Here is an 18,190-nt window from a genome sequence, read left to right as displayed (position 1 = left end):
CTGCAGCGACGGTTATCTGCTCCCCGTTCAGTGGAACTGTGGCTGGCAGGTTGTCCGCTCTTATATCCGCAGAGCGCCGTTCGGCTCCCTTCTCCCCTTGCGGGAGAAGGGCTGGGGATGAGGGGGCAGGCGACACCATTTTCCCTGCTTTCAAACAGTCGGCCACCTGCCGACCTGCATGTCTGGCGCGTACTGTAAGGGCGCGACATAGCAAGAGAAAAACATATGAGTGATGCAATCGCGCTCAGTCTGTGGATGAAGTAGAGCGCCAACCTGCTCTATAACCGAAAGAGAACAAATCTATGAGCGATCTAGAGCTCAGTCTGGACGGGGTAGAGCGCCAGCCAATGCGCACCTTTACCGAACAGGCTTACTTGAACTACTCCATGTACGTCATCATGGATCGGGCCCTGCCGCATATCGGCGACGGCCTCAAACCGGTGCAGCGGCGCATCATCTACGCCATGAGCGAGCTGGGTCTGTCGGCGCTCTCCAAGCACAAGAAGTCCGCCCGTACCGTGGGTGACGTGCTGGGTAAGTACCATCCCCACGGCGACAGCGCCTGTTATGAAGCCATGGTGCTGATGGCCCAGCCCTTCTCCTACCGTTATCCGCTGGTGGACGGTCAGGGCAACTGGGGTGCGCCGGACGATCCCAAATCCTTCGCCGCCATGCGTTATACCGAGGCGCGCCTGTCGCGCTTCTCCGAGCTGCTGCTCTCAGAGCTGGGGCAAGGCACGGTGGAGTGGACGCCGAACTTCGACGGCACCATGAAGGAGCCGGTGGTGCTGCCTGCCCGTCTGCCGCACATCCTGCTCAACGGGGTGACCGGTATCGCGGTGGGGATGGCGACCGACATCCCGCCCCACAACGCGCGGGAAGTGGCCCATGCCTGTGTGGAGCTTTTGGACAACCCCAATGCGGGGCTGGATGTGTTGATGCAGCACATTCAGGGGCCTGACTACCCGACCAACGCCGAGATCATCACCCCGCGCGATGATATCCGCAAAATCTACGAGACCGGCAAGGGCTCCATCAAGCAGCGGGCGGTCTGGAGCGAGGAGGATGGCGACATCGTCATCACAGCGCTGCCCCATCAGGCCTCCGGCGCCAAGATCATGGAGCAGATCGCCGCCCAGATGGTGGCGAAAAAGCTGCCGATGGTCACCGACCTGCGGGATGAATCTGACCACGAAAACCCGACCCGTCTGGTGATCGTGCCGCGCTCCAACCGGGTGGATGTGGAGGGGCTGATGGCCCACCTGTTCGCCACCACGGATCTGGAGAAGAACTACCGGGTCAACCTCAACATCCTCGGCCTCGACAACCGGCCGCAGGTGAAGTGCCTCAAGACCATCCTCAGCGAGTGGATCCAGTTCCGTCGTGAGACGGTGCGTCGCCGTCTGCAGTTCCGCCTCGACAAGGTGCTGGCTCGCCTGCACATCCTCGAAGGCTTGCTGATCGCCTATCTCAACATCGACGAAGTGATCGAGATCATCCGTACCGAGGATGAGCCGGGCAAGGTGATGGTGGAGCGCTTCAACATTACCGAGACCCAGGCCGAAGCGATCCTCGAGCTGAAACTGCGCCATCTGGCCAAGCTCGAAGAGTTCAAGCTGCGCGCCGAACAGAGCGAACTGGCCGAAGAGCGCGACAAGCTGGAGCTCATTCTGGGCTCCGAGCGTCGCCTCAATACCCTGCTCAAGAAAGAGCTGCTGGCCGATGCCGAGAAGTACGGCGACGATCGCCGCACCCCGCTGGTGGAGCGTGCTACCGCCGTGGCGCTGACCGAGAAAGAGCTTATTCCCAGCGAACCGGTCACCGTCATCCTCTCCGACAAGGGGTGGGTGCGCGCCGCCAAGGGTCACGACGTGGATGTCGAGGGGCTCTCCTACAAGGCGGGGGACAGCTATCTGGCCCACGCCTGTGGCCGCAGCAACCAGCAGGCGGTGTTCCTCTCCACCCTGGGGAGAACCTACGCCCTCGAATCCCACACCTTGCCATCGGCGCGCAGTCAGGGCGAACCGCTCACCGGCCGCTTTGCGCTGGGGGCTGGGGAAGAGGTGCGCCATCTGGTGATGGGCAACGAGGGTGAGCCGTATCTGATCGCCAGCGATGCCGGTTACGGCTTTGTCTGCACCTATGACGATCTCATCGGCAAGAACAAGAACGGCAAGGCGCTGCTCACCGTGCCGGAAGGGGGTCTGGTGATGGCACCCCAGAAGATTGGCTCACCGGAGAGCGATCTCTGTATGGCCATCTCCAACGAGGGGCGCATGCTGCTGTTCCCGCTGAGCACCTTGCCGGTACTCGGCAAGGGCAAGGGCAACAAGCTGATCAGCATCCCCTCTGCTCGCGTGAAGGCGCGGGAGGAGTTTGTGGTGATGGCCGCCGTCATCCCGCAGGGCCAGTCGGTCACCCTGTTTGCCGGCAAGCGCAAGCTGACCCTCAAACCCTCTGATCTCGACTACTACCGCGGCGAGCGCGGCCGCCGCGGCGCCAAGCTACCCCGCGGTTTGCAGCGGGTCGATCGCATCGAGATTGAACCCGCCGCCGGTGCCGAGCCGGTAGCCGGGGAAAATCAGGAAGGGTAATTAATAGAAGGGGGCGATTAGTCGCTCCCTTTTAATTGAGGTAAATAAGTAGCAATTTTGGGTGTGCATGGTGTTAAACTTGTGAGCTAATTGCTTTTTATGTCAGGTAAACCATGCCATGGGACTGTTATTCCGCCATTTACTACGTTATGTCATCTGTTTCGGTTGTGTGTTTTCAGCTTCTGTTCAATCCGCTAATTATGCTGGTTTTCAGCGTCTAGTGGTAAGTGATCCTGTAGGCAAAAAACCTATGGAGGCCGTTTACTTCTATCCCAGTGTCGTAGCTGAAAAGACATTGAGTAACATTGGCCCTTATCAAGTGGCTGCGAAACAGGCGGAAAAAATTGTACCTGGACGTTATCCAGTAATAGTTGTATCGCATGGTAATTCAGGCAGTTTGTGGAGTCATCATGACCTTGCCACTTTGCTTGCACGACAGGGGAATATTGTTATTACCCTTAGTCACCCCGGAGATAATTACAAAGATCAGTCAGGGGCCGGAGCGACCAGTACATGGTACGGTCGTCCATTGCAGATTTCTGCTGCTATTACGGCAGCAATGAAAAATCCTGATATTTCTTCATATATTGACGAAGATAAAATTGCTTTTATTGGTTTTTCTGCTGGAGGTGCAACTGGATTATTCTTGAGAGGGGGAGCGATTGAAGCAGCTCGTTATGCCAGTTATTGTGAAACGTATCAGGCACAAGCAATATGCTTAACTCAAGGTAAAATCACCAATGACCGCCCAGATTTATCTCCTTTACCTGACACTAGAGTAAAGGCATGGATTTTCATGGCTCCGGTGAGTATGGCATTCTCCCCTGATTCTCTAAAAATGTTCACTGCCCCCACGTTAATTTTCACCGGTGATAAGGATGAAGAGCTTGCTTGGGAAAATAATGCCGGTGCACTAGCAACTACTTTATCGTCAAAAAATAAACTGAAGGTAATACATAATGCTGGTCATTTTGTTTTCCTCTCACCTTGCTCTTCTCAATTGCGAGGAATAGCCCCATTTCTTTGTGAAGATGCTCCAGGGGTCGATCGTGAATCTATACACCAAATGGTAAACAGTGAGATCACTAAATTTCTTAATAGTGTTTGGCTACAAACTAGTGAAAAATAAAACCTGTAGAAAGTCAGTTGCAAGAAAGAGAAATCTGGGACACCCACCTTTTTGACAGCGGAGCAAAAATTTGGGACACCCACTTTTTTGACCGCAGCGTAACCCTGTACTTGGCTTGATGGGTTACTGTTGAGGCCCGTAGGTCTGATTAGCGAAGCGTAATCAGACGTTCGCGAAAACAGTTACCCCAATTCTGCTGGTGCTCCAGCTGATCCCTTCTCTATGTCCATAGCCACCGGGATTGCGGTGCGGACGATTACGTTTCGCTAATCGACCCTACGCGCTCCTGCTTGATTTAACGCTCTACTGGTTGTCGATGGCTTGCTCCCCCTCATCCCCGACCCTTCTCCCGCAAGGGGAGAAGGGAGCCCAGCCCGTAGGTCTGATTAGCGAAGCGTAATCAGACGATCGCGAAAACAGGTTGTCGTTATTCTGTTGATGCTCCAGCTGATCTCTTCTCTATGTCCATTGCCACCGGGATTGCGGTGCGGACGATTATGCTTCGCTAATCGACCCTACGCGCTCCTGCTTGATTTAACGCTCTACTGGTTGTCGATGGCTTGCACCCCCTCATCCCCGACCCTTCTCCCCTTATCTATGGCAAAGAGTGGGAGAAGGGAGCCCAGCCCGTAGGTCTGATTAGCGAAGCGTAATCAGACGATCGCGAAAACAGGTTGTCGTTATTCTGTTGATGCTCCAGCTGATCTCTTCTCTATGTCCATAGCCACCGGGATTGCGGTGCGGCCGATTACGCTTCGCTAATCGACCCTACGTGCTCCTGCTTGATTTAACGCTCTGCTGCTTGTCGGTGGTTTGCTCTCCCTCCTCACCGACCTTTCTCCCCTTATCTATGGCAAAGAGTGGGAGAAGGGAGCAGAGATCGCAGCCATTGATAGTGACCGTGGTATGGCGTGATAGCTAAGAGTGACAGCTAGGGCTACAGAGTGGCAGGTGCCGATCCCCTCTCCCCTTGGGAGAGGGCTAGGGTGAGGGGAGACTGAAGACAGAAATCTGTGGACAAATCTGGGACACCGGGACAAATCTGGGAAACCCACCTTTTTGACAGCGGCGTAATGCTGTACTTGGCTTAAGGAGTTACTGTCGAGGGATACGCCATGACCATTGCCCGTTCACGTCAAATCAGCTTGCAGGATACGCCTTACTACCATGTGGTCAGCCGTAGTGTGCGGCGAGCTTTTCTGTGCGGGGAAGATGCCCATTCAGGCCAGAGCTACGAGCATCGGCGTCAGTGGGTGGTTGACAAGCTGGGTCAACTGTCACGGCTGCTTGCCATCAGCATTTGTGCCTCTGCGGTGATGAGCAATCACTATCATCTGGTGTTCAAGCTCAAGCTAGAGCCAGACACCGCGGCCAACTCTGAATCCGCCTTGCTAGCCTGTCTGACCGTATGTTGACCTGAAATCTGGGACACCCACCGTTTCCCCTACGCTATCTGTTGTGATTGGCCCGGGAGTTTGTTATGACCATATTGAGCCGTATATATCTGTTTAAAAAAATACTCGGATTTCCTATTCTTTTTATAATATTTTTCAGTAGCGCGGTAACTTCATTAGAAGATAAAACAATAAGATTGGTATCTTCCGAGTACCCCCCTTATTTTAGTGAAAGCCTGCCTCAGTACGGATTAATTTCAGAGATTATTACAGAAGCATATAAACGGGTTGGATATAAAACAAAGATTGTATTCCTCCCTTGGTCAAGAGCTATCAGAGAAGCGCAGCTAGGAGAGTATGATGGGATGTTTGCACTCTGGCACAGATCGGAACGTGAAGAATGGTTTGTTTTTTCCAAAGCTTTGCCCGCAAATGAAATCGGTTTTTATAAACGCGGCAGTGAACAAATCACTTTTAAAAACCTTGATGAGCTTAAATCCTACAAAATAGGAACAGTAAGAGGGTATGCAAATCCGCCAGAATTTGAAAGCGCAAATCTTACCAAGCATGAAGTTAAAACAGATGAACAGAATATTGTAAAGCTTTATCTTGGAAGGGTGGATTTAGTGTTGATTGATAGAGGTGTGGCAAGTTTTCTCATCGATACAAAATACCCTAAATTTAAGAATAGCCTTGAATGGCTTCAACCACCTATTGAAACTGTATCTCAGCACCTTGCTATTTCAAAAAGAACCTCTAATTACAAGAAAAAAATGGAAGACTTCAATTTAGGGTTAGAGAAAATAGAAAAAGAAGGGCTGCTTGAAAAAATCATGACGAAACATGGTTTTCTGGCCCACCTGTCCGAGGTCGGTGTTGTTGACGGTAGAGTCCGTTAAGGTGCTGTAAATTCAGTTGCAGCTCTTCGGCTCGGTAATGCTCCTGTTGTGCGCTAAGTGGCAGCTCCTCTATAACATCATCATCAGCTCGATTTATCTCGACCATGCTCTGTTGGGGCAGATAACGGTTTTGCAGACAGCAGAAATCTGGGAAAGCAGAAATCGAGAAATCTGGGACACCCACCTTTTTGACTCACCCACATTTTTGACTGCGGCGTAATGCTGTACTTGGCTTAAGGAGTTACTGTCGAGGGATACGCCATGACCATTGCCCGTTCACGTCAAATCAGCTTGCAGGATACACCTTATTACCATGTGGTCAGCCGTTGTGTGCGGCGCGCGTTTTTGTGCGGGGAAGATGCCCATTCAGGCCAGAGCTACGAGCATCGGCGTCAGTGGGTGGTTGACAAACTGGGGCAACTGTCACGGCTGTTTGCCATCAGCATTTGTGCCTATGCGGTGATGAGCAATCACTATCATCTGGTGCTCAAGGTGGAGCCCGACGCTGCTGCCAATTGGAGTGAGCGGGAAGTGGCTGAGCGCTGGGCTGCGCTTTTTCAGTGGCCGCTGTTGGTCAGGCGTTGGTATCAAGGGGAGATGTTGATCGAGCCTGAGCTGGCGGTTGTACAGCAATTGCTGGCCCAATGGCGGGAGCGGCTTCACTCCATCAGTTGGTTTATTCGGCTACTCAATGAAAATCTGGCCCGTCAAGCCAATAGAGAAGATGGTTGCAAGGGCCATTTCTGGGAAGGGCGCTTCAAGAGCCAGGCTTTGCTCACTGAATCTAAACATCTTGGACACCCACCTTTTTGGAATTTTACAACGACACGTGCTCTCTACGTTTTGCTCAAATGTCAAATACTCATACCGACGCCCTGCCTAGGGGAAGTCTGGAAAGTTCTGCAAAGCAAACTGGATGGTTTTTTTGTCGTCAAGGAGGTGATGGCTCAGGGGATCATGATTTGATCAAGAGACTGTTTACGAGTGTCGCGCTTTTTATATGATTTCGCGGGAGGCAGGGAGTGAAAGCATACACATTAATTTTTTGTTTTATCTTTATTTTATTGTCTGGAACCACTAATGGAGAAACACGGAATATTATTATATCCAGTAATCCAGCATATCCCCCTTATCATTACTGTGATGAAGCAGAGGGTGATGCTGTGCTTTATGGCGCCAGTATGATGTTGCTTGATAAAATAAAGCCACAAAATGTTAAAATAATTTATAACTATTATCCATGGAAAAGAGTCCTTAGAGAGGCGGAGCTAGGCAATATTCAGCTCGTCACACCTTTAAGAAAGAATACAGAGAGGGAGAATTACCTTAAATTCACTAACTATCCTGCATTTGAAAATCCAATAGTTGTTTTTTATAGAAAAGACAAGCCTATAAATTTCAATAAGATGGAAGATCTGAAACAATACAAAGGAGGGGTGTCTTTATCTTTAGGTGATGTATTTGGAGGTGGGGTTGATGAGTACATAAACCGAAATTTAAGAGTGGAAACCGCAGCCAATATGGATAGAAATTTCAATAAGCTCCTTAAGGGAAGGATAGATTACTTTATTACAGGCTTATACGTTGGTCGACACGCCATTAATAATTCAGCGGAATTTAAAGCAGCCTTAACTTGGTCTGGAAATTATGTAAATAATGATTTCACCTATTTTTCTTTCAGCAAGAATGATCATCTGGATGACATGATATCATATTTCGATTCTAACTTAAAAAAATTGTGGGATATTGATAGGAATGCTGGTTTTTTGGAGGATGCTTTGACTGAATCATCGTCAAGACAGAATAACGCAGGATGTAAATGACCTGATGAGCCATGAGGCGTTGTACAGATCTAGGGACAGGACATCCGCATGAATGTTCATTAATTAGTCATTGGAAAATTTGCGGAAATCTGGGACTCCCACCGTTTTGTTAAATAAACTTTAACTGCGCGCTAGTTGTTCACATGCATTTATCTGGCGTTTATAGTTTTGCCATGGGGCAAGTGGTGACGACAGAGCAGTTCTCTCGCCACCTTGTTGGCTAGCGCAGGCCGAGTAGCTGGTAAAAGGTGGGATTATCCTCGCATGGCCCAGTACCACATTCGAGCAGAGTCGAAGCCAGGTTGGCTGCGATCAGGATCACGAAGAGCAGTGAGGCGATACGCCCGCCGCGGGCTAGCCCTGGCAGAGAGAGTTTGATCTCATCGCTCATGATTAATACCAGGGCAACGGCCAAGATAATTAGTAGTGCGCTCACCAGCGACCAAGTATAGAAGTGCAGACCAAGGAAGGTAGAACCATATCCGGGATCGCCGGGAAGAATATGCAAGAAAACCTGTCTGGTCGCGATGATAGCAGTAGTCAGTGCCCCAATGATCACAATGCCGTAGTGTGTTCCTCTGGCTCCAAATTGCAGGTTCAACATAAAGCCGATGCCAGCCACAATGAAACCTACTCGCTGCAATAGACACAAGGGGCATGGGAGTTCGGAGAGATAAAGCTGGTAATAAAAAGCGACCAGCAACGTTAGGGAGACGCCCAATAATCCAATGGTATTGAGCAGTGGTGGTAGAGCGTTCTGTTGTGATGACTCGGAGGTAGTGGATATGGTCATTGTTAACTCCTAAAACGAGAGGGTGAGCGGATCGGTCACATGATGTATAAACGAGAGCAGGGTCACGACCAACAGCAGAGACCACAGTAGATAGGACGCGGTGCGCTTATTCATCAAAATGCTGATACATGTGATCAGAGCAAGCAAGAAGGGCAGAAACATATACATGTCATATATCCTCATAGGTGGGCAGCATCAAAGTTGTAATCAGTATATGTCAATTTAGTAAATGCTGCTCAGAATTCCCGCCGATGCATGGTTCTGACTCAGAGTAGAATTAAGCTATTGGCGGGGTGGGTAATTAATATAAAGATATTGACATTCCTGCGTGAATAGATAGAAGCGGTTTATGATGGCAATAAAAGAGCTGGTTCGTGCCTGAATGTAGCTATCTCCTGCTAACAAGAAGGATATTCGATGGTCAATCTTGGTGTGAATTTTGAAATTGCGGTAATAAATATGCTGCGAGCAATCGCTTTTTTATTCTGCTGTTTTTGATATCGAATTCGAATTTTCGGATATCGATGGCAATCAAATGGTGCTGTTCCCGTTGACTGATGGTGCCGAAGGTTGTTCTGGTGCACTGGCCCGAGGTAAGGGCTATATCCAGAGTCTGGATGGATCGCGAATCTACTTGAGGGTGACTGATATGGCGCGGGTGATGGCGGCTGCTCTGCTGCGGGCGCCCAGATGCTTTACCCTGTGACTCGAGTGGGCGATACCATCAGGGGGGGGGCAAGTTTCAGGATTCTGAAGGTAACCGGATAGCCTTGCTGGATAAGGTGATTTGCGCTGATTAGCGACCCTGAATAGCTGGCTTGTCGTCAGATATAACAACGCCCGGCGGGCCGGGCGTTGGGTTATCCCACATTGGGGGCAACAAAAGAGGCGGCGAAAGCGGCCTTAGAAGTCGTGGTAGAGCGGCCAGCCGAGCAGCGGGTGCTTGAGACCGGCACGCATCTCGATGTTGTCGAGCTTCTCCGGCGAGGCGTTCTCTTTTTGCAGCAGCTGGTACTGGCGCACAAAGCCGAGGGTGTGCAGCAGGTTGGGCACAAAGCCCGGGCTCAGCTCCTGACGCAGGGCGGCGGCCATGTCGGCGGGCAGCGCGCTCAGCATCTGGGTGAGCTGGGCGGCGAGGTAGTCGGTGTCATACCAGCTCTCGTCGAGCTCAATCTCCCGCGCCAGTTTGCGCTTGAGATCCTGCTTCACCTTGAGCGGGGCGGCGCCACTGCCCTTGCCGCAGAGGATGCGGTAGAGCAGCGCTTCGGCCAGCTTGTCCTCCATGGTGGGGTGGTCGCTTTCGCAGGCGAAGAAGTGCTGGTCGATGAGTTCCATCAGGCGGCTCTTGTTGTGCTCGGTCAGCGCCTTCTCGTACTCCTGCCACCCTTGCCACTCCTCCACATCGGGCGGGCTCGAGATCTTGTCTAGCAGCCGCGCATCCACGTCACCGTAGAGGCTGTTGCCAGCCTGCTTGGGGCTGACGGTGATAAGCATCGACCAGCCCTTCTGGAACGGCTTGATGGGGCCTTCCGGCGCCTGCAGCAGCGCCAGCGCCTTGGCTGGGTCCCGCGCCGAGAGCTCCTGCAGGCCGAGGCTCACCACGCCGATGACGTCGTGGGCGGCCTGCTCCAGCAGGTGCATCTTGTACTTGTTGTAGTACTTGTCGGCGAATTTGAGGCTCATCAGCACCGCCTTGCCCTTGATGGCGGCGAGCTGCTGCTGACTCAAGAGTTCGTTGTCGCGGCCAAAGCGCAGCACCTGGGTCAGAAAGGGGCCCAGGTTGGCATCGCGAATGACTAACTGCATGAATGGGCTCCTTAATCCAGAAAGCTGAACATGTCGTCGACGTCGCCGTACTCGTCTTCCTCGACCTTGTTCTTCTCTTTGGCCTGCATCACCAGCTCGGCGGCAAACTTGTTGATGATGCCGTCCCAGCTGGAGTGTTCGCTCCGCAGCAGCGCCTTGATGGATTTTTCCACCTCGGGGGCCAGCTCGCGAATGAGCATCAAGAGGCTGCGCGGGTCATCCAGCGCGTAGTCGTGGAGATCCTCGCTCTGCTGGCGTTCGCTGTAACGCTGGGACTCTTCGAGATCTTCCTCTTCGGCGTGCAGCACATCGCGATAGCCTTCGTCCTCTTCATAGCGATCGCCGCGATAGAACTCGATAAAGGGGATGGCGAGGTAGAAGAGACCGGCCGGGTCTTCGGCCACGCACTCGAGGATCTCGCGCTGCTTGGCTTCGCTATCCTGGGTGCGGATCAGGTAGTTGAGGAAGTCGAAGGTGTGCTGTTGCAGCTCGTCGGCGTTGTTCTTGATCGCCTCTTCCCAGTAGAGCGGCTGCTGGCAGACGATGTCGCGGATCCGCTCCGGGGTCATCAGCTCGGAGATGATGGAGGGGAAGGAGATATCGTGCTGGCCGTTAATCTGGGTCAGGGTAACGATATCAATGTTTTCAATCACTTCTGCCAGCTGGTCGTCAGACATGGTCTTGGCGATCAGCTCGAACTTCTCGCTGGCCTGCTTCGGCTCGATAACGGCCAGCTCTTTGATCTCGATGGCGGTAATTTCTATCAGACTGTTGCTCATGCCTTGCCCCAATTAGAAACGGACTTCGTCGTACATATCCTGATCGCCCTGATCATCACCATAGCGATCGCTGCCGCCATGCCCTTCGCCATGATAATCGGCGTCGGCATCTTCCCCGTCTTCCTCTTCTTCGTCGCGCAGCTCATAGTCGTCATCGCCGCGGTGGCTACCGCGCGGTAGCGGATTCTCTTTTGGATGGCAGAGCAGGAACAGCACGGCGCAGGCTTCCATCAGCTGATCTTCGCTCTGGGCCCGCACCGCCTTGACCAGCGGCAGGGCGGCGTTGTTGAAGCCGACGCTCACCTTGAACTCGTCCCAGCTCGGCTGCTCGCCGCTGCTGAGCCACTTGTTCCACTGCGACTTGGCCTTGGCCGGGAACTGCACCCGGCCATAGAGGGCCAGTGGCAAATATTCGGGCATAAATTCCAGCATGCTCATATCGGCCAGCAGCAGGCTCTTCATCTGGTCGGTGAACTGCTCCAGCCCTTTGGGGTCGTCCTGATCCCGGTAGGATTCGATGTTTTCGCTGGCATCGCTTTGCAGCGACTTGAGCCGCGCCTGGTCCCATCTCTTTTGCATAGTTGCTCTTTCTGCCTGCTGTTTCAGGGGTAGAACTGATCCCACATCTCCTGCATGGCGGAGGCGGGGTCGGTCACGATGACGTTGTTGAAATCCTTGATAAAGGCGGCCCGCTGTTTCGGATCTGACAGTACTTCATAAGCCTGCTTTACCTGGTGCAGCTTGAGGGCTGCCTGCTCTTTCTCTTCTTCACTGGCCCCGAGCAACTTGTCGGGGTGGTACTGGTTCGACAGCCGACGATAGGCTTTCTTGATGTCGTTTTCGCTGGCGTTGGACTTGACGCCCAGCACCCGAAAGTAGTTGTTCATGGCAGATCCTGCATCACTGGCATCATAGGATTCACGCTGCGAGTGCCTGATGGTGGGGATTGGCAAACCAGGCACGGCAAAAACCCGTCATTTTAACGGAAACGCCCCCCCAAAGCGATGAATTGGGCGATCAATTAACGGGCGAGATGAAGGGGTCTATTGTTGCCAGTCGATCTGGTCAGTGCAAGGGGCGCGCACGGGAAGGCGATGAACCATGAAAAAATGGCCATCCGCAGGGATGGCCCTTGTCGTTGGTTGCTGCGGCGAGGTTTGCCGTGATGAAGGTTGGCGTTGCGTAAGGATTGGAGGTCTAGAGCGACGCCCACCAGAGCCGCAGCTGCAGGCCCCACTTCGAGCTCCAGCCGGTGGTGCTGCTCACAAGCGTCCCATCCTTGATAACGAGGAACGTTGGGGTGACCCCTACCTGCCACTTGGCGGCGAGCGCTCCCGACTCGTCGTTGTGGGTCGGGAAGGTGAGCCCCTTCTTGCTCATCCCCTTGCCTAACTGCTCCGCATTGCCGGAGCGCAGCGCCACCGTCAGCACGTTTTCACCCTCTTGCCAGAGCTGCTGCACGGCCGGGGTGGTGAAACGGCACACCCCGCACCAGCTGGCCCAGTAGTAGACCAGCAGCGGCTTGCCGTGGCTCAGGGTGGCGAGATCTGTGCTGCTGCCATCCTGCAGGGTGACGGGGGCGTTCATCGCCCCCTCAGGCAGGGTCGGACTGCGCCACAGATCCAGCAGGGTCGAGATGACCAGCGCCATCAGCAACAGCCAGAGCGCCTCCTTGCCCCAGCGTCGCCAGCGGGGTTGAGGATTGGTAGTCATCCCTTACCCCTGCTTGGCCAGTTCGGCCTTCACCAGTTGCTCCAGCTCCTCATAAGGGATGGCGCCCGGCACCAGCTGGTTGCCAATCAGGGTCGCCGGCGTGCCCTGAACCCCCAGCAGGGTGCCGATGCGCAGACTGTTGCGCAGCTCTTCGGTCGCCTTGGCGGCCGGTTTGAGCGCAGTGTTGCCGGTGGCCGCCAGCGCCTTGTTGATATCCGCCTCGGTCAGCATCCCCTGCTTGCTCATCAGCTTGTCGTGCAGGGCGAAGAAGCGGGCCGGATCTTGTTGCCACAGAGTGAGGCTGTACTGGGCCGCTTTGGCGGAGGTCTGTCCCTTGAACGGCAGCAGCTTGATCACCAGCCCCAGGTCGTCCGGATAGGCCTTGAGCAGTTTGGTCAGCCGGGGATCGAACTGCTTGCAGTAGGCGCAGTTGTAGTCGGTGAACAGCACCAGGGTCAGCTTGGGGTTTTTCGCTCCCAGACGCGGGCTGGTGGCGCTATTGAATAGCACATCCTGGTTGCCCTTGATGAAGTTGCCAAGCTGCGCCTCCTGGGCTGCCGCGTTCTGCTGCTCCCAGGATTCGGCCGCCTCGTCGAGGATCTTGGGGTTGGCGATCAGGGTCTCGCGGATCAGCTCCTTGATGCGTGCCTCCTGCTCCGGGGTGAAGGGGGCAGCGTGCAGAGCCGGAGCCAACAGGGCTGCGGAAAGGGAGGCCAGCAGGGTCAGGGCGCTCAGAGTCGGTTTCATGGTTACTCCTTAAAATCGGGTAGTGCCAGCCTGAAGCAGGCCAGCCTTGTGCAAGGTGGTCAGCAGATCGGTCTTGTCCAGCAGAGGGGAGAGGACCTCTCCCTGCGGCAACTCCGGGCCGTAAATCTGGTTGAAGGGAACCGCAGCCGCGCCCCGCTTACGCAGAAAGGCGGCGATGGTGTCGCTTGGTTTGCTCCAGTCGCCGCGCAGGGCCACCACATCGGGGGCCGAGAGGGCCTGTTGCACCTCATCGCGCAGCAACACGTTGTATTTGTTGGCCTTGCAGGTGACGCACCAGTCGGCGGTGACATCGATAAAGACCCGCTTGTTCTGGGCCAGCGCATCTGTGATGGCGCGTTCAGAGAGCGGCTGCCAGACCACCTTGTCGATACTGCCCGACCCCTGCGCCGTGAAGGCGCCCCCCAGCAGCAGGGCTGCGCCGATCAGTGCCGAGAGGGAGATCGCCAGTGTGAAGCCACGGATGCCGTAACGCCAGATGATACCAATCAGCAGTGCCAGCAGCATGGCAACCATCAGCCAGCCGGTGGCATAACTGCCGAGATGGTTGTCGAGCAGGCTGGTGAGCCAGAGGCTGGAGCCCAGCATCATCAAGCCGAGCAGGATGCGCAGATGGTTCATCCAGCGCCCCGGTTTCGGCAACCAGAAGGCGAGTCTTGGCAAGGCCGCCACCAGCAGCCAGGGCAGACTCATGCCAAGCCCGAGCGCGGTGAAGATCAGCCAGAGCTGGCCGAGCGGCGCCGCCAGCGCAAAGGCCACTGCAGTGCCGAGGAAGGGGGCCGAGCAGGGAGTCGCCAGCAGGGTGGCGAAACTTCCCTGCAGAAAGTGACCGCCGAGGCCATTGCCGCCGCTGGTGGCGAGGCGGGTGTTGAGGTTGCTCGGCAGACGGATTTCGAACAGCCCCAGCAGGTTGGCGCAAAACAGCAGGGTGACCAGCACCATAAAGCCGATAAAACCGGCGCTCTGGAACTGGATGCCCCAGCCGACCGCCCCACTCATTGCAAAACTGGGGGCGCGCAGCAGACTGCTCATGGCTGCCAGCACCCAGAAGGAGGCAATGATCCCGGCGCTGGCAGCGAGGAACTGCTTGCGCACGGTTCCCTGTTCACGCTCCTGATGTTGCAGCACAGACCCCAGCTTGAGCGCCAGCACCGGCAGCACGCAGGGCATCAGGTTGAGGATAAGGCCGCCGAGCAGCGCCGCCCCCAGCAGCCAGAAGAGGGGTTGGCTCGGTGCGGGCAGCGCAAGCGCTTCGCCAATCGTCCCCTTGCCCTGCCACGCCTGTTCGCCACTGATGAGCAGCAGGCCGAGGGATTGGCCGCGCAGATCCGGCGCATCCCCCTGCCAGCCATCGCTCACCGGCACCCGGGCGATCAGGGTGTTGCCCTCGACCTCAAGCGCCGGTTTGCCAAATTCAGCGCCTTCCAGCGCATCAATAAAGAGGGCAGGCGATTGCCAGCCCTCTGCCCGCTCGGCGCGCAGTTGCAGCTGGTTGTGCTGATAACCGAGCTCGACCCGGGTCTCGGCGGGTAGCGGCTGGGGCAGGTTGCTGATGGCCTTGGCCCAGCCGAAGTCGAAACTGGCTGGAGCCTGCCCATCCACCGCCAGGGTGAAGGGAAAGTCGGTCAGGATGCAGACATTGCTGCAGGTGGAGAGGCGCAGAGTCCCCTTGAGTGGTTGCCCGGCGGGATAGTTGAGGCTGAGGGGGAAGGTCACGTCCCCCTGATAACCCTGGGTGCTGAGCCCGGCTACCTCGAAGTGGCGTGGCACCGGCCAGCGCCACTGAAAGTCTCCGACCGGCTCATCCCACAGGATCTGGGGGGCAATCCCCCCTTCTCCCGGACTGTGCCAGTAGGTCTTCCAGCCTGACTCCAGCTCGACATCGAGCAGGATACGGGTCTGATTTGCCGTGCTGCGGTCGGCTTGCAGCCTGACCTTGGCGTGATCGTTCTGGGGGCTGGTGAGCCAGCCCGTGTCGTTGGCCAATCCCGAGGATTGCCACAGCAGACTGCCCAGTAGCAGGGCGGTCTTGAAAATATTCGACATCTTTTTGGTCTCGCAAAAATTGAGTGACAGCTAACGAAAGAACGTTGCCGAACTCATTCCCGCCAGACGCAGAGGGTGAGGTGCAGCCGCCGTTCGGGCGGCGAGATGACTCTGGGAGGGGGCTGTGGCGGTGTGTAGCGCCAAAGGGGAGCCAGTAGGGCGATCAGCAGGGCCACGGCAAAGAAGAGCTGTTCGACACAGAGCAGGGTGGCGGCACTTAGCCACTTGCCATTGAGCTGGCAGCTGGTAGGTTGCGGGCTGGCCGGTTTGGCATCCTCTTGAGCCGTTGCCGAGCCTGGAACGGGCAGTACCTGACAGCTGAGGGCGTGATCGAGCAGGGCCAGCCGGGCCAGCGGCTGGGCCGCACAATTGAGCACCAGCAGGCAGACCAGCAGCAGGAGATGTTTCGCTACCCGTTGTTGCAACATCATGTTTGCCCCATCCATCAAGATGGGGCCATCCTAACGACCAATGGCGGGAGGGGCAAGTCGGCGACGCTGTGGTGGGCCACATTGTGACGGTGGTGCGGGGAGGGTGGTCGGCTCTGTTTGGCGAACGCTTGTTCGCTAAAAGGGGGATCAGTATACTGCGCCGAGTTAAAACTCGAGGTGTTCGATGCTCAAAATTGCCCGTGTGCTGCTGCTTGGTCTGCTGCTCATCTTCTGGTTCCTGTTCGGCCTGCTGCTCTGTCTGGTTCGTCCGCGCCATCCCAACAACGTCTATGTGTTTGCCCGCATGTACCACGCGGTTTGTCCGCTGATCGGGCTGCGGGTCAAGGTGACGGTCGCCGACGAGGTGAAATCGGTCGGCCCGGCCGTCTACGTCTGTAATCACCAGAGTAACTATGATGTTTTCACCGTGACCGGTGCGGTACAGCCCGGGGTCGTCGCCGTGGGCAAGAAGAGCCTGCTCTGGTTGCCCTTTTTCGGCCTTATCTTCTGGCTCTCCGGCAACGTGCTGATTGACCGCTCCAACCGCTCCCGCGCCATCGGTACCATAGGCCAGGTGGTGGACCGCATCAAGAACCGCGGCACCTCCATCTGGATGTTCCCGGAAGGGACCCGTTCCAAGGGGCGTGGTCTGCTGCCATTCAAGGCGGGCGCTTTCCACACGGCGGTGCAGGCTGAGGTGCCTGTAGTGCCTATCGTCTGCTCCAGCTACTTCGGTCAGATAGACCTTAACCGCTGGGACAATGGCGAGGTATTACTGGAAGTGATGGCGCCGGTTTGCAGCAAGGAGCACGGTGCCGCTGGCATTCGCGATCTCTCCGACACCTGCCGCGCCCTGATGGAGGCCAAGCTGACCGAACTGGACAGCAAGCTGGGCCACAGCCACGCCGCCTGACGGATATCGCAAACGAATCGACAAGGGAGCCACAGGCTCCTTTTTTGTTGGTAAAAATTACCACCTGGTTGGCTATTTTCACCAACAAACCCTTCTTCAATTTCCTCAGTAAATTCCCATCCATATGTAAAATAACAATAATTTTTCTTGGCACGGCTCTTGTAATGCAATGGGAAGAGATAGCCATCCCATCAACAAGGAGCCAGACCATGAGCCTATTCAGCCGCCTGACCGACCTGATTAATGCCAACCTGCACAGCCTGCTCGACAAGAGTGAAGAGCCGGAGAAGATGCTGCGCCTGATGATCGAAGAGATGGAGCAGGTGCAGGTCGAGATGCGTACCCAGGCCGCCCGCGTGATTGCCGAACAGAAACAGCTGGAGCGTCACCAGCAGGGGTTGCAGGCGCAGATCCTGGAGTGGTCGGCCAAGGCCGAGCTCGCCATCCAGAAGGGACGTGAGGATCTGGCCCGCGCCGCCCTCACCGAGAAGCTGGCGGAGGTCAAAAAATGTGAACAGCTGGAGCAGGACAAGGCCCGGGTCGCCGAGGTGCTGGCCCAGCTCACCGCCGATAGCGAACGGCTGGCTGCCAAGCTGACCGAGGCGCGCGAGAAGCAGAAACTGCTGACCCTGCGCGAGCAGACCGCCCACAGCCGCATTCGTGCCCGCGCTCAGGTGGACAACCAGCGGATGCATGAGCTGATGGCGCGCTTTGACGGTTTTCAGGGCCGGGTCGATCAGCTGGAAGCCCAGCTGGAGGCGGCCACTCTGGGGCAGAATCCCTCGCTGGAGGCCCAGTTCCGCGAGCTGGAGCTCAATGACGAGATCGAGCGCGAGCTGGCTCGCCTCAAAGGCCAGAAGGCGGAGGTGTAATCATGAACCCCTGGTCCAAGGATCTGGTGCATCGCAAGCTGACCGGGGTCTGCGCCGGGATTGCCAGGGGATTGGGGGTCTCCAGAGTCACGGTGCGGGTGGTGGCACTGCTCGCCCTGATCCTGATGCCGCCGCTGGCACTGGCCGCCTATCTGCTGGCGGTGCTGGTGATGCCGCCCCGTTATGAATTGAAGCGCTGGCTGGATTGACCGAAGGGTTGATCAGTCGGCAGA

The 18,190-nt window shown here is 55.7% G+C and carries 17 protein-coding genes and 2 pseudogenes; 9 read left to right on the top strand and 10 right to left on the bottom strand.

All coding sequences use genetic code 11. The features are described 5' to 3' along the window. Positions 1-302 precede the first annotated feature (302 nt). The 6 genes and pseudogenes from parC (at position 303) to BN1117_RS18725 (ending at position 7,839) form a co-directional block, all read left to right on the top strand. Positions 303-2,594 carry a DNA topoisomerase IV subunit A gene (parC, locus tag BN1117_RS00570; protein ID WP_040094011.1) on the top strand — a complete coding sequence of 764 codons (2,292 nt, stop codon included), beginning with the start codon at positions 303-305 and terminating at the stop codon, positions 2,592-2,594. Positions 2,595-2,712: 118 nt separating this feature from the next. After that, positions 2,713-3,723 (top strand): alpha/beta hydrolase family protein, encoded by a 1,011-nt coding sequence (locus tag BN1117_RS18815; protein WP_082032530.1) that lies wholly within the window; start codon positions 2,713-2,715, stop codon positions 3,721-3,723. 1,115 nt (positions 3,724-4,838) lie between these two features. Continuing rightward, positions 4,839-5,093: pseudogene (locus BN1117_RS00565) on the top strand (transposase); the annotation flags it as partial. A 110-nt stretch (positions 5,094-5,203) separates the two neighbouring features. Further along, the gene (locus BN1117_RS00560) at positions 5,204-6,016 is read left to right on the top strand and encodes a substrate-binding periplasmic protein (RefSeq protein WP_052441375.1); all 813 of its coding nucleotides are present in this window, start codon (positions 5,204-5,206) and stop codon (positions 6,014-6,016) included. 261 nt (positions 6,017-6,277) lie between these two features. Then, positions 6,278-6,850 (top strand): annotated as a pseudogene (locus BN1117_RS00550) (transposase); the annotation flags it as partial. Positions 6,851-7,038: 188 nt separating this feature from the next. Continuing rightward, complete coding sequence (locus BN1117_RS18725; protein ID WP_082032529.1) at positions 7,039-7,839, top strand: substrate-binding periplasmic protein; 801 nt, start codon at positions 7,039-7,041, stop codon at positions 7,837-7,839. Positions 7,840-8,059: 220 nt separating this feature from the next. On the opposite strand, the gene BN1117_RS00540 is transcribed toward BN1117_RS18725, so the two are convergent. The 10 genes from BN1117_RS00540 to BN1117_RS00490 all read right to left on the bottom strand — a co-directional run bounded on the left by BN1117_RS00540 (position 8,060) and on the right by BN1117_RS00490 (position 16,172). After that, the gene (locus tag BN1117_RS00540; protein ID WP_040094005.1) at positions 8,060-8,632 is read right to left on the bottom strand and encodes a disulfide bond formation protein B; all 573 of its coding nucleotides are present in this window, start codon (positions 8,630-8,632) and stop codon (positions 8,060-8,062) included. A 9-nt stretch (positions 8,633-8,641) separates the two neighbouring features. Beyond that, a complete protein-coding gene (locus BN1117_RS19775; protein ID WP_040094107.1) occupies positions 8,642-8,794 on the bottom strand; it encodes a DUF5993 family protein in 153 nt (50 codons plus the stop codon). A gap of 741 nt (positions 8,795-9,535) precedes the next feature. After that, entirely contained in the window at positions 9,536-10,438 is a 903-nt protein-coding gene (atcC, locus tag BN1117_RS00525) for a cold adaptation protein AtcC (protein ID WP_040094003.1), read from the bottom strand. An 11-nt stretch (positions 10,439-10,449) separates the two neighbouring features. After that, a complete protein-coding gene (gene atcB, locus BN1117_RS00520) occupies positions 10,450-11,217 on the bottom strand; it encodes a cold adaptation protein AtcB (protein WP_040094106.1) in 768 nt (255 codons plus the stop codon). Positions 11,218-11,229: 12 nt separating this feature from the next. Further along, entirely contained in the window at positions 11,230-11,796 is a 567-nt protein-coding gene (gene atcA / locus BN1117_RS00515; protein ID WP_040094002.1) for a cold adaptation protein AtcA, read from the bottom strand. Between the two features lie 23 nt (positions 11,797-11,819). Then, the gene (atcJ, locus tag BN1117_RS00510; protein ID WP_040094000.1) at positions 11,820-12,104 is read right to left on the bottom strand and encodes a cold adaptation protein ActJcold adaptation protein ActJ; all 285 of its coding nucleotides are present in this window, start codon (positions 12,102-12,104) and stop codon (positions 11,820-11,822) included. A 310-nt stretch (positions 12,105-12,414) separates the two neighbouring features. Further along, complete coding sequence (locus tag BN1117_RS00505; protein ID WP_040093998.1) at positions 12,415-12,930, bottom strand: protein disulfide oxidoreductase; 516 nt, start codon at positions 12,928-12,930, stop codon at positions 12,415-12,417. 3 nt (positions 12,931-12,933) lie between these two features. Beyond that, positions 12,934-13,677, bottom strand: coding sequence for a DsbA family protein (locus BN1117_RS00500; protein ID WP_040093997.1), 744 nt, complete (start codon positions 13,675-13,677; stop codon positions 12,934-12,936). A gap of 9 nt (positions 13,678-13,686) precedes the next feature. Then, positions 13,687-15,741 carry a protein-disulfide reductase DsbD family protein gene (locus tag BN1117_RS00495; protein ID WP_040093995.1) on the bottom strand — a complete coding sequence of 685 codons (2,055 nt, stop codon included), beginning with the start codon at positions 15,739-15,741 and terminating at the stop codon, positions 13,687-13,689. A gap of 53 nt (positions 15,742-15,794) precedes the next feature. Continuing rightward, entirely contained in the window at positions 15,795-16,172 is a 378-nt protein-coding gene (locus BN1117_RS00490; RefSeq protein WP_040093993.1) for a hypothetical protein, read from the bottom strand. A gap of 184 nt (positions 16,173-16,356) precedes the next feature. On the opposite strand from BN1117_RS00490, the gene BN1117_RS00485 reads away from it, so the two are divergent. The 3 genes from BN1117_RS00485 (at position 16,357) to BN1117_RS00475 (ending at position 18,166) form a co-directional block, all read left to right on the top strand. Next, positions 16,357-17,085, top strand: a complete 729-nt coding sequence (locus tag BN1117_RS00485; RefSeq protein ID WP_040093991.1) for a 1-acylglycerol-3-phosphate O-acyltransferase — start codon at positions 16,357-16,359, stop codon at positions 17,083-17,085. A gap of 209 nt (positions 17,086-17,294) precedes the next feature. Next, the gene (gene pspA, locus BN1117_RS00480) at positions 17,295-17,957 is read left to right on the top strand and encodes a phage shock protein PspA (RefSeq protein ID WP_040093989.1); all 663 of its coding nucleotides are present in this window, start codon (positions 17,295-17,297) and stop codon (positions 17,955-17,957) included. Positions 17,958-17,959: 2 nt separating this feature from the next. After that, a complete protein-coding gene (locus BN1117_RS00475) occupies positions 17,960-18,166 on the top strand; it encodes a PspC domain-containing protein (RefSeq protein ID WP_040093987.1) in 207 nt (68 codons plus the stop codon). Positions 18,167-18,190 lie beyond the last annotated feature (24 nt).

The organism is Aeromonas australiensis, assembly GCF_000819725.1.
Classification (GTDB): domain Bacteria; phylum Pseudomonadota; class Gammaproteobacteria; order Enterobacterales; family Aeromonadaceae; genus Aeromonas; species Aeromonas australiensis.
The sequence above is the reverse complement of the archived record's forward strand: the minus strand, read 5'-3'. Positions and strand labels throughout refer to the sequence as shown.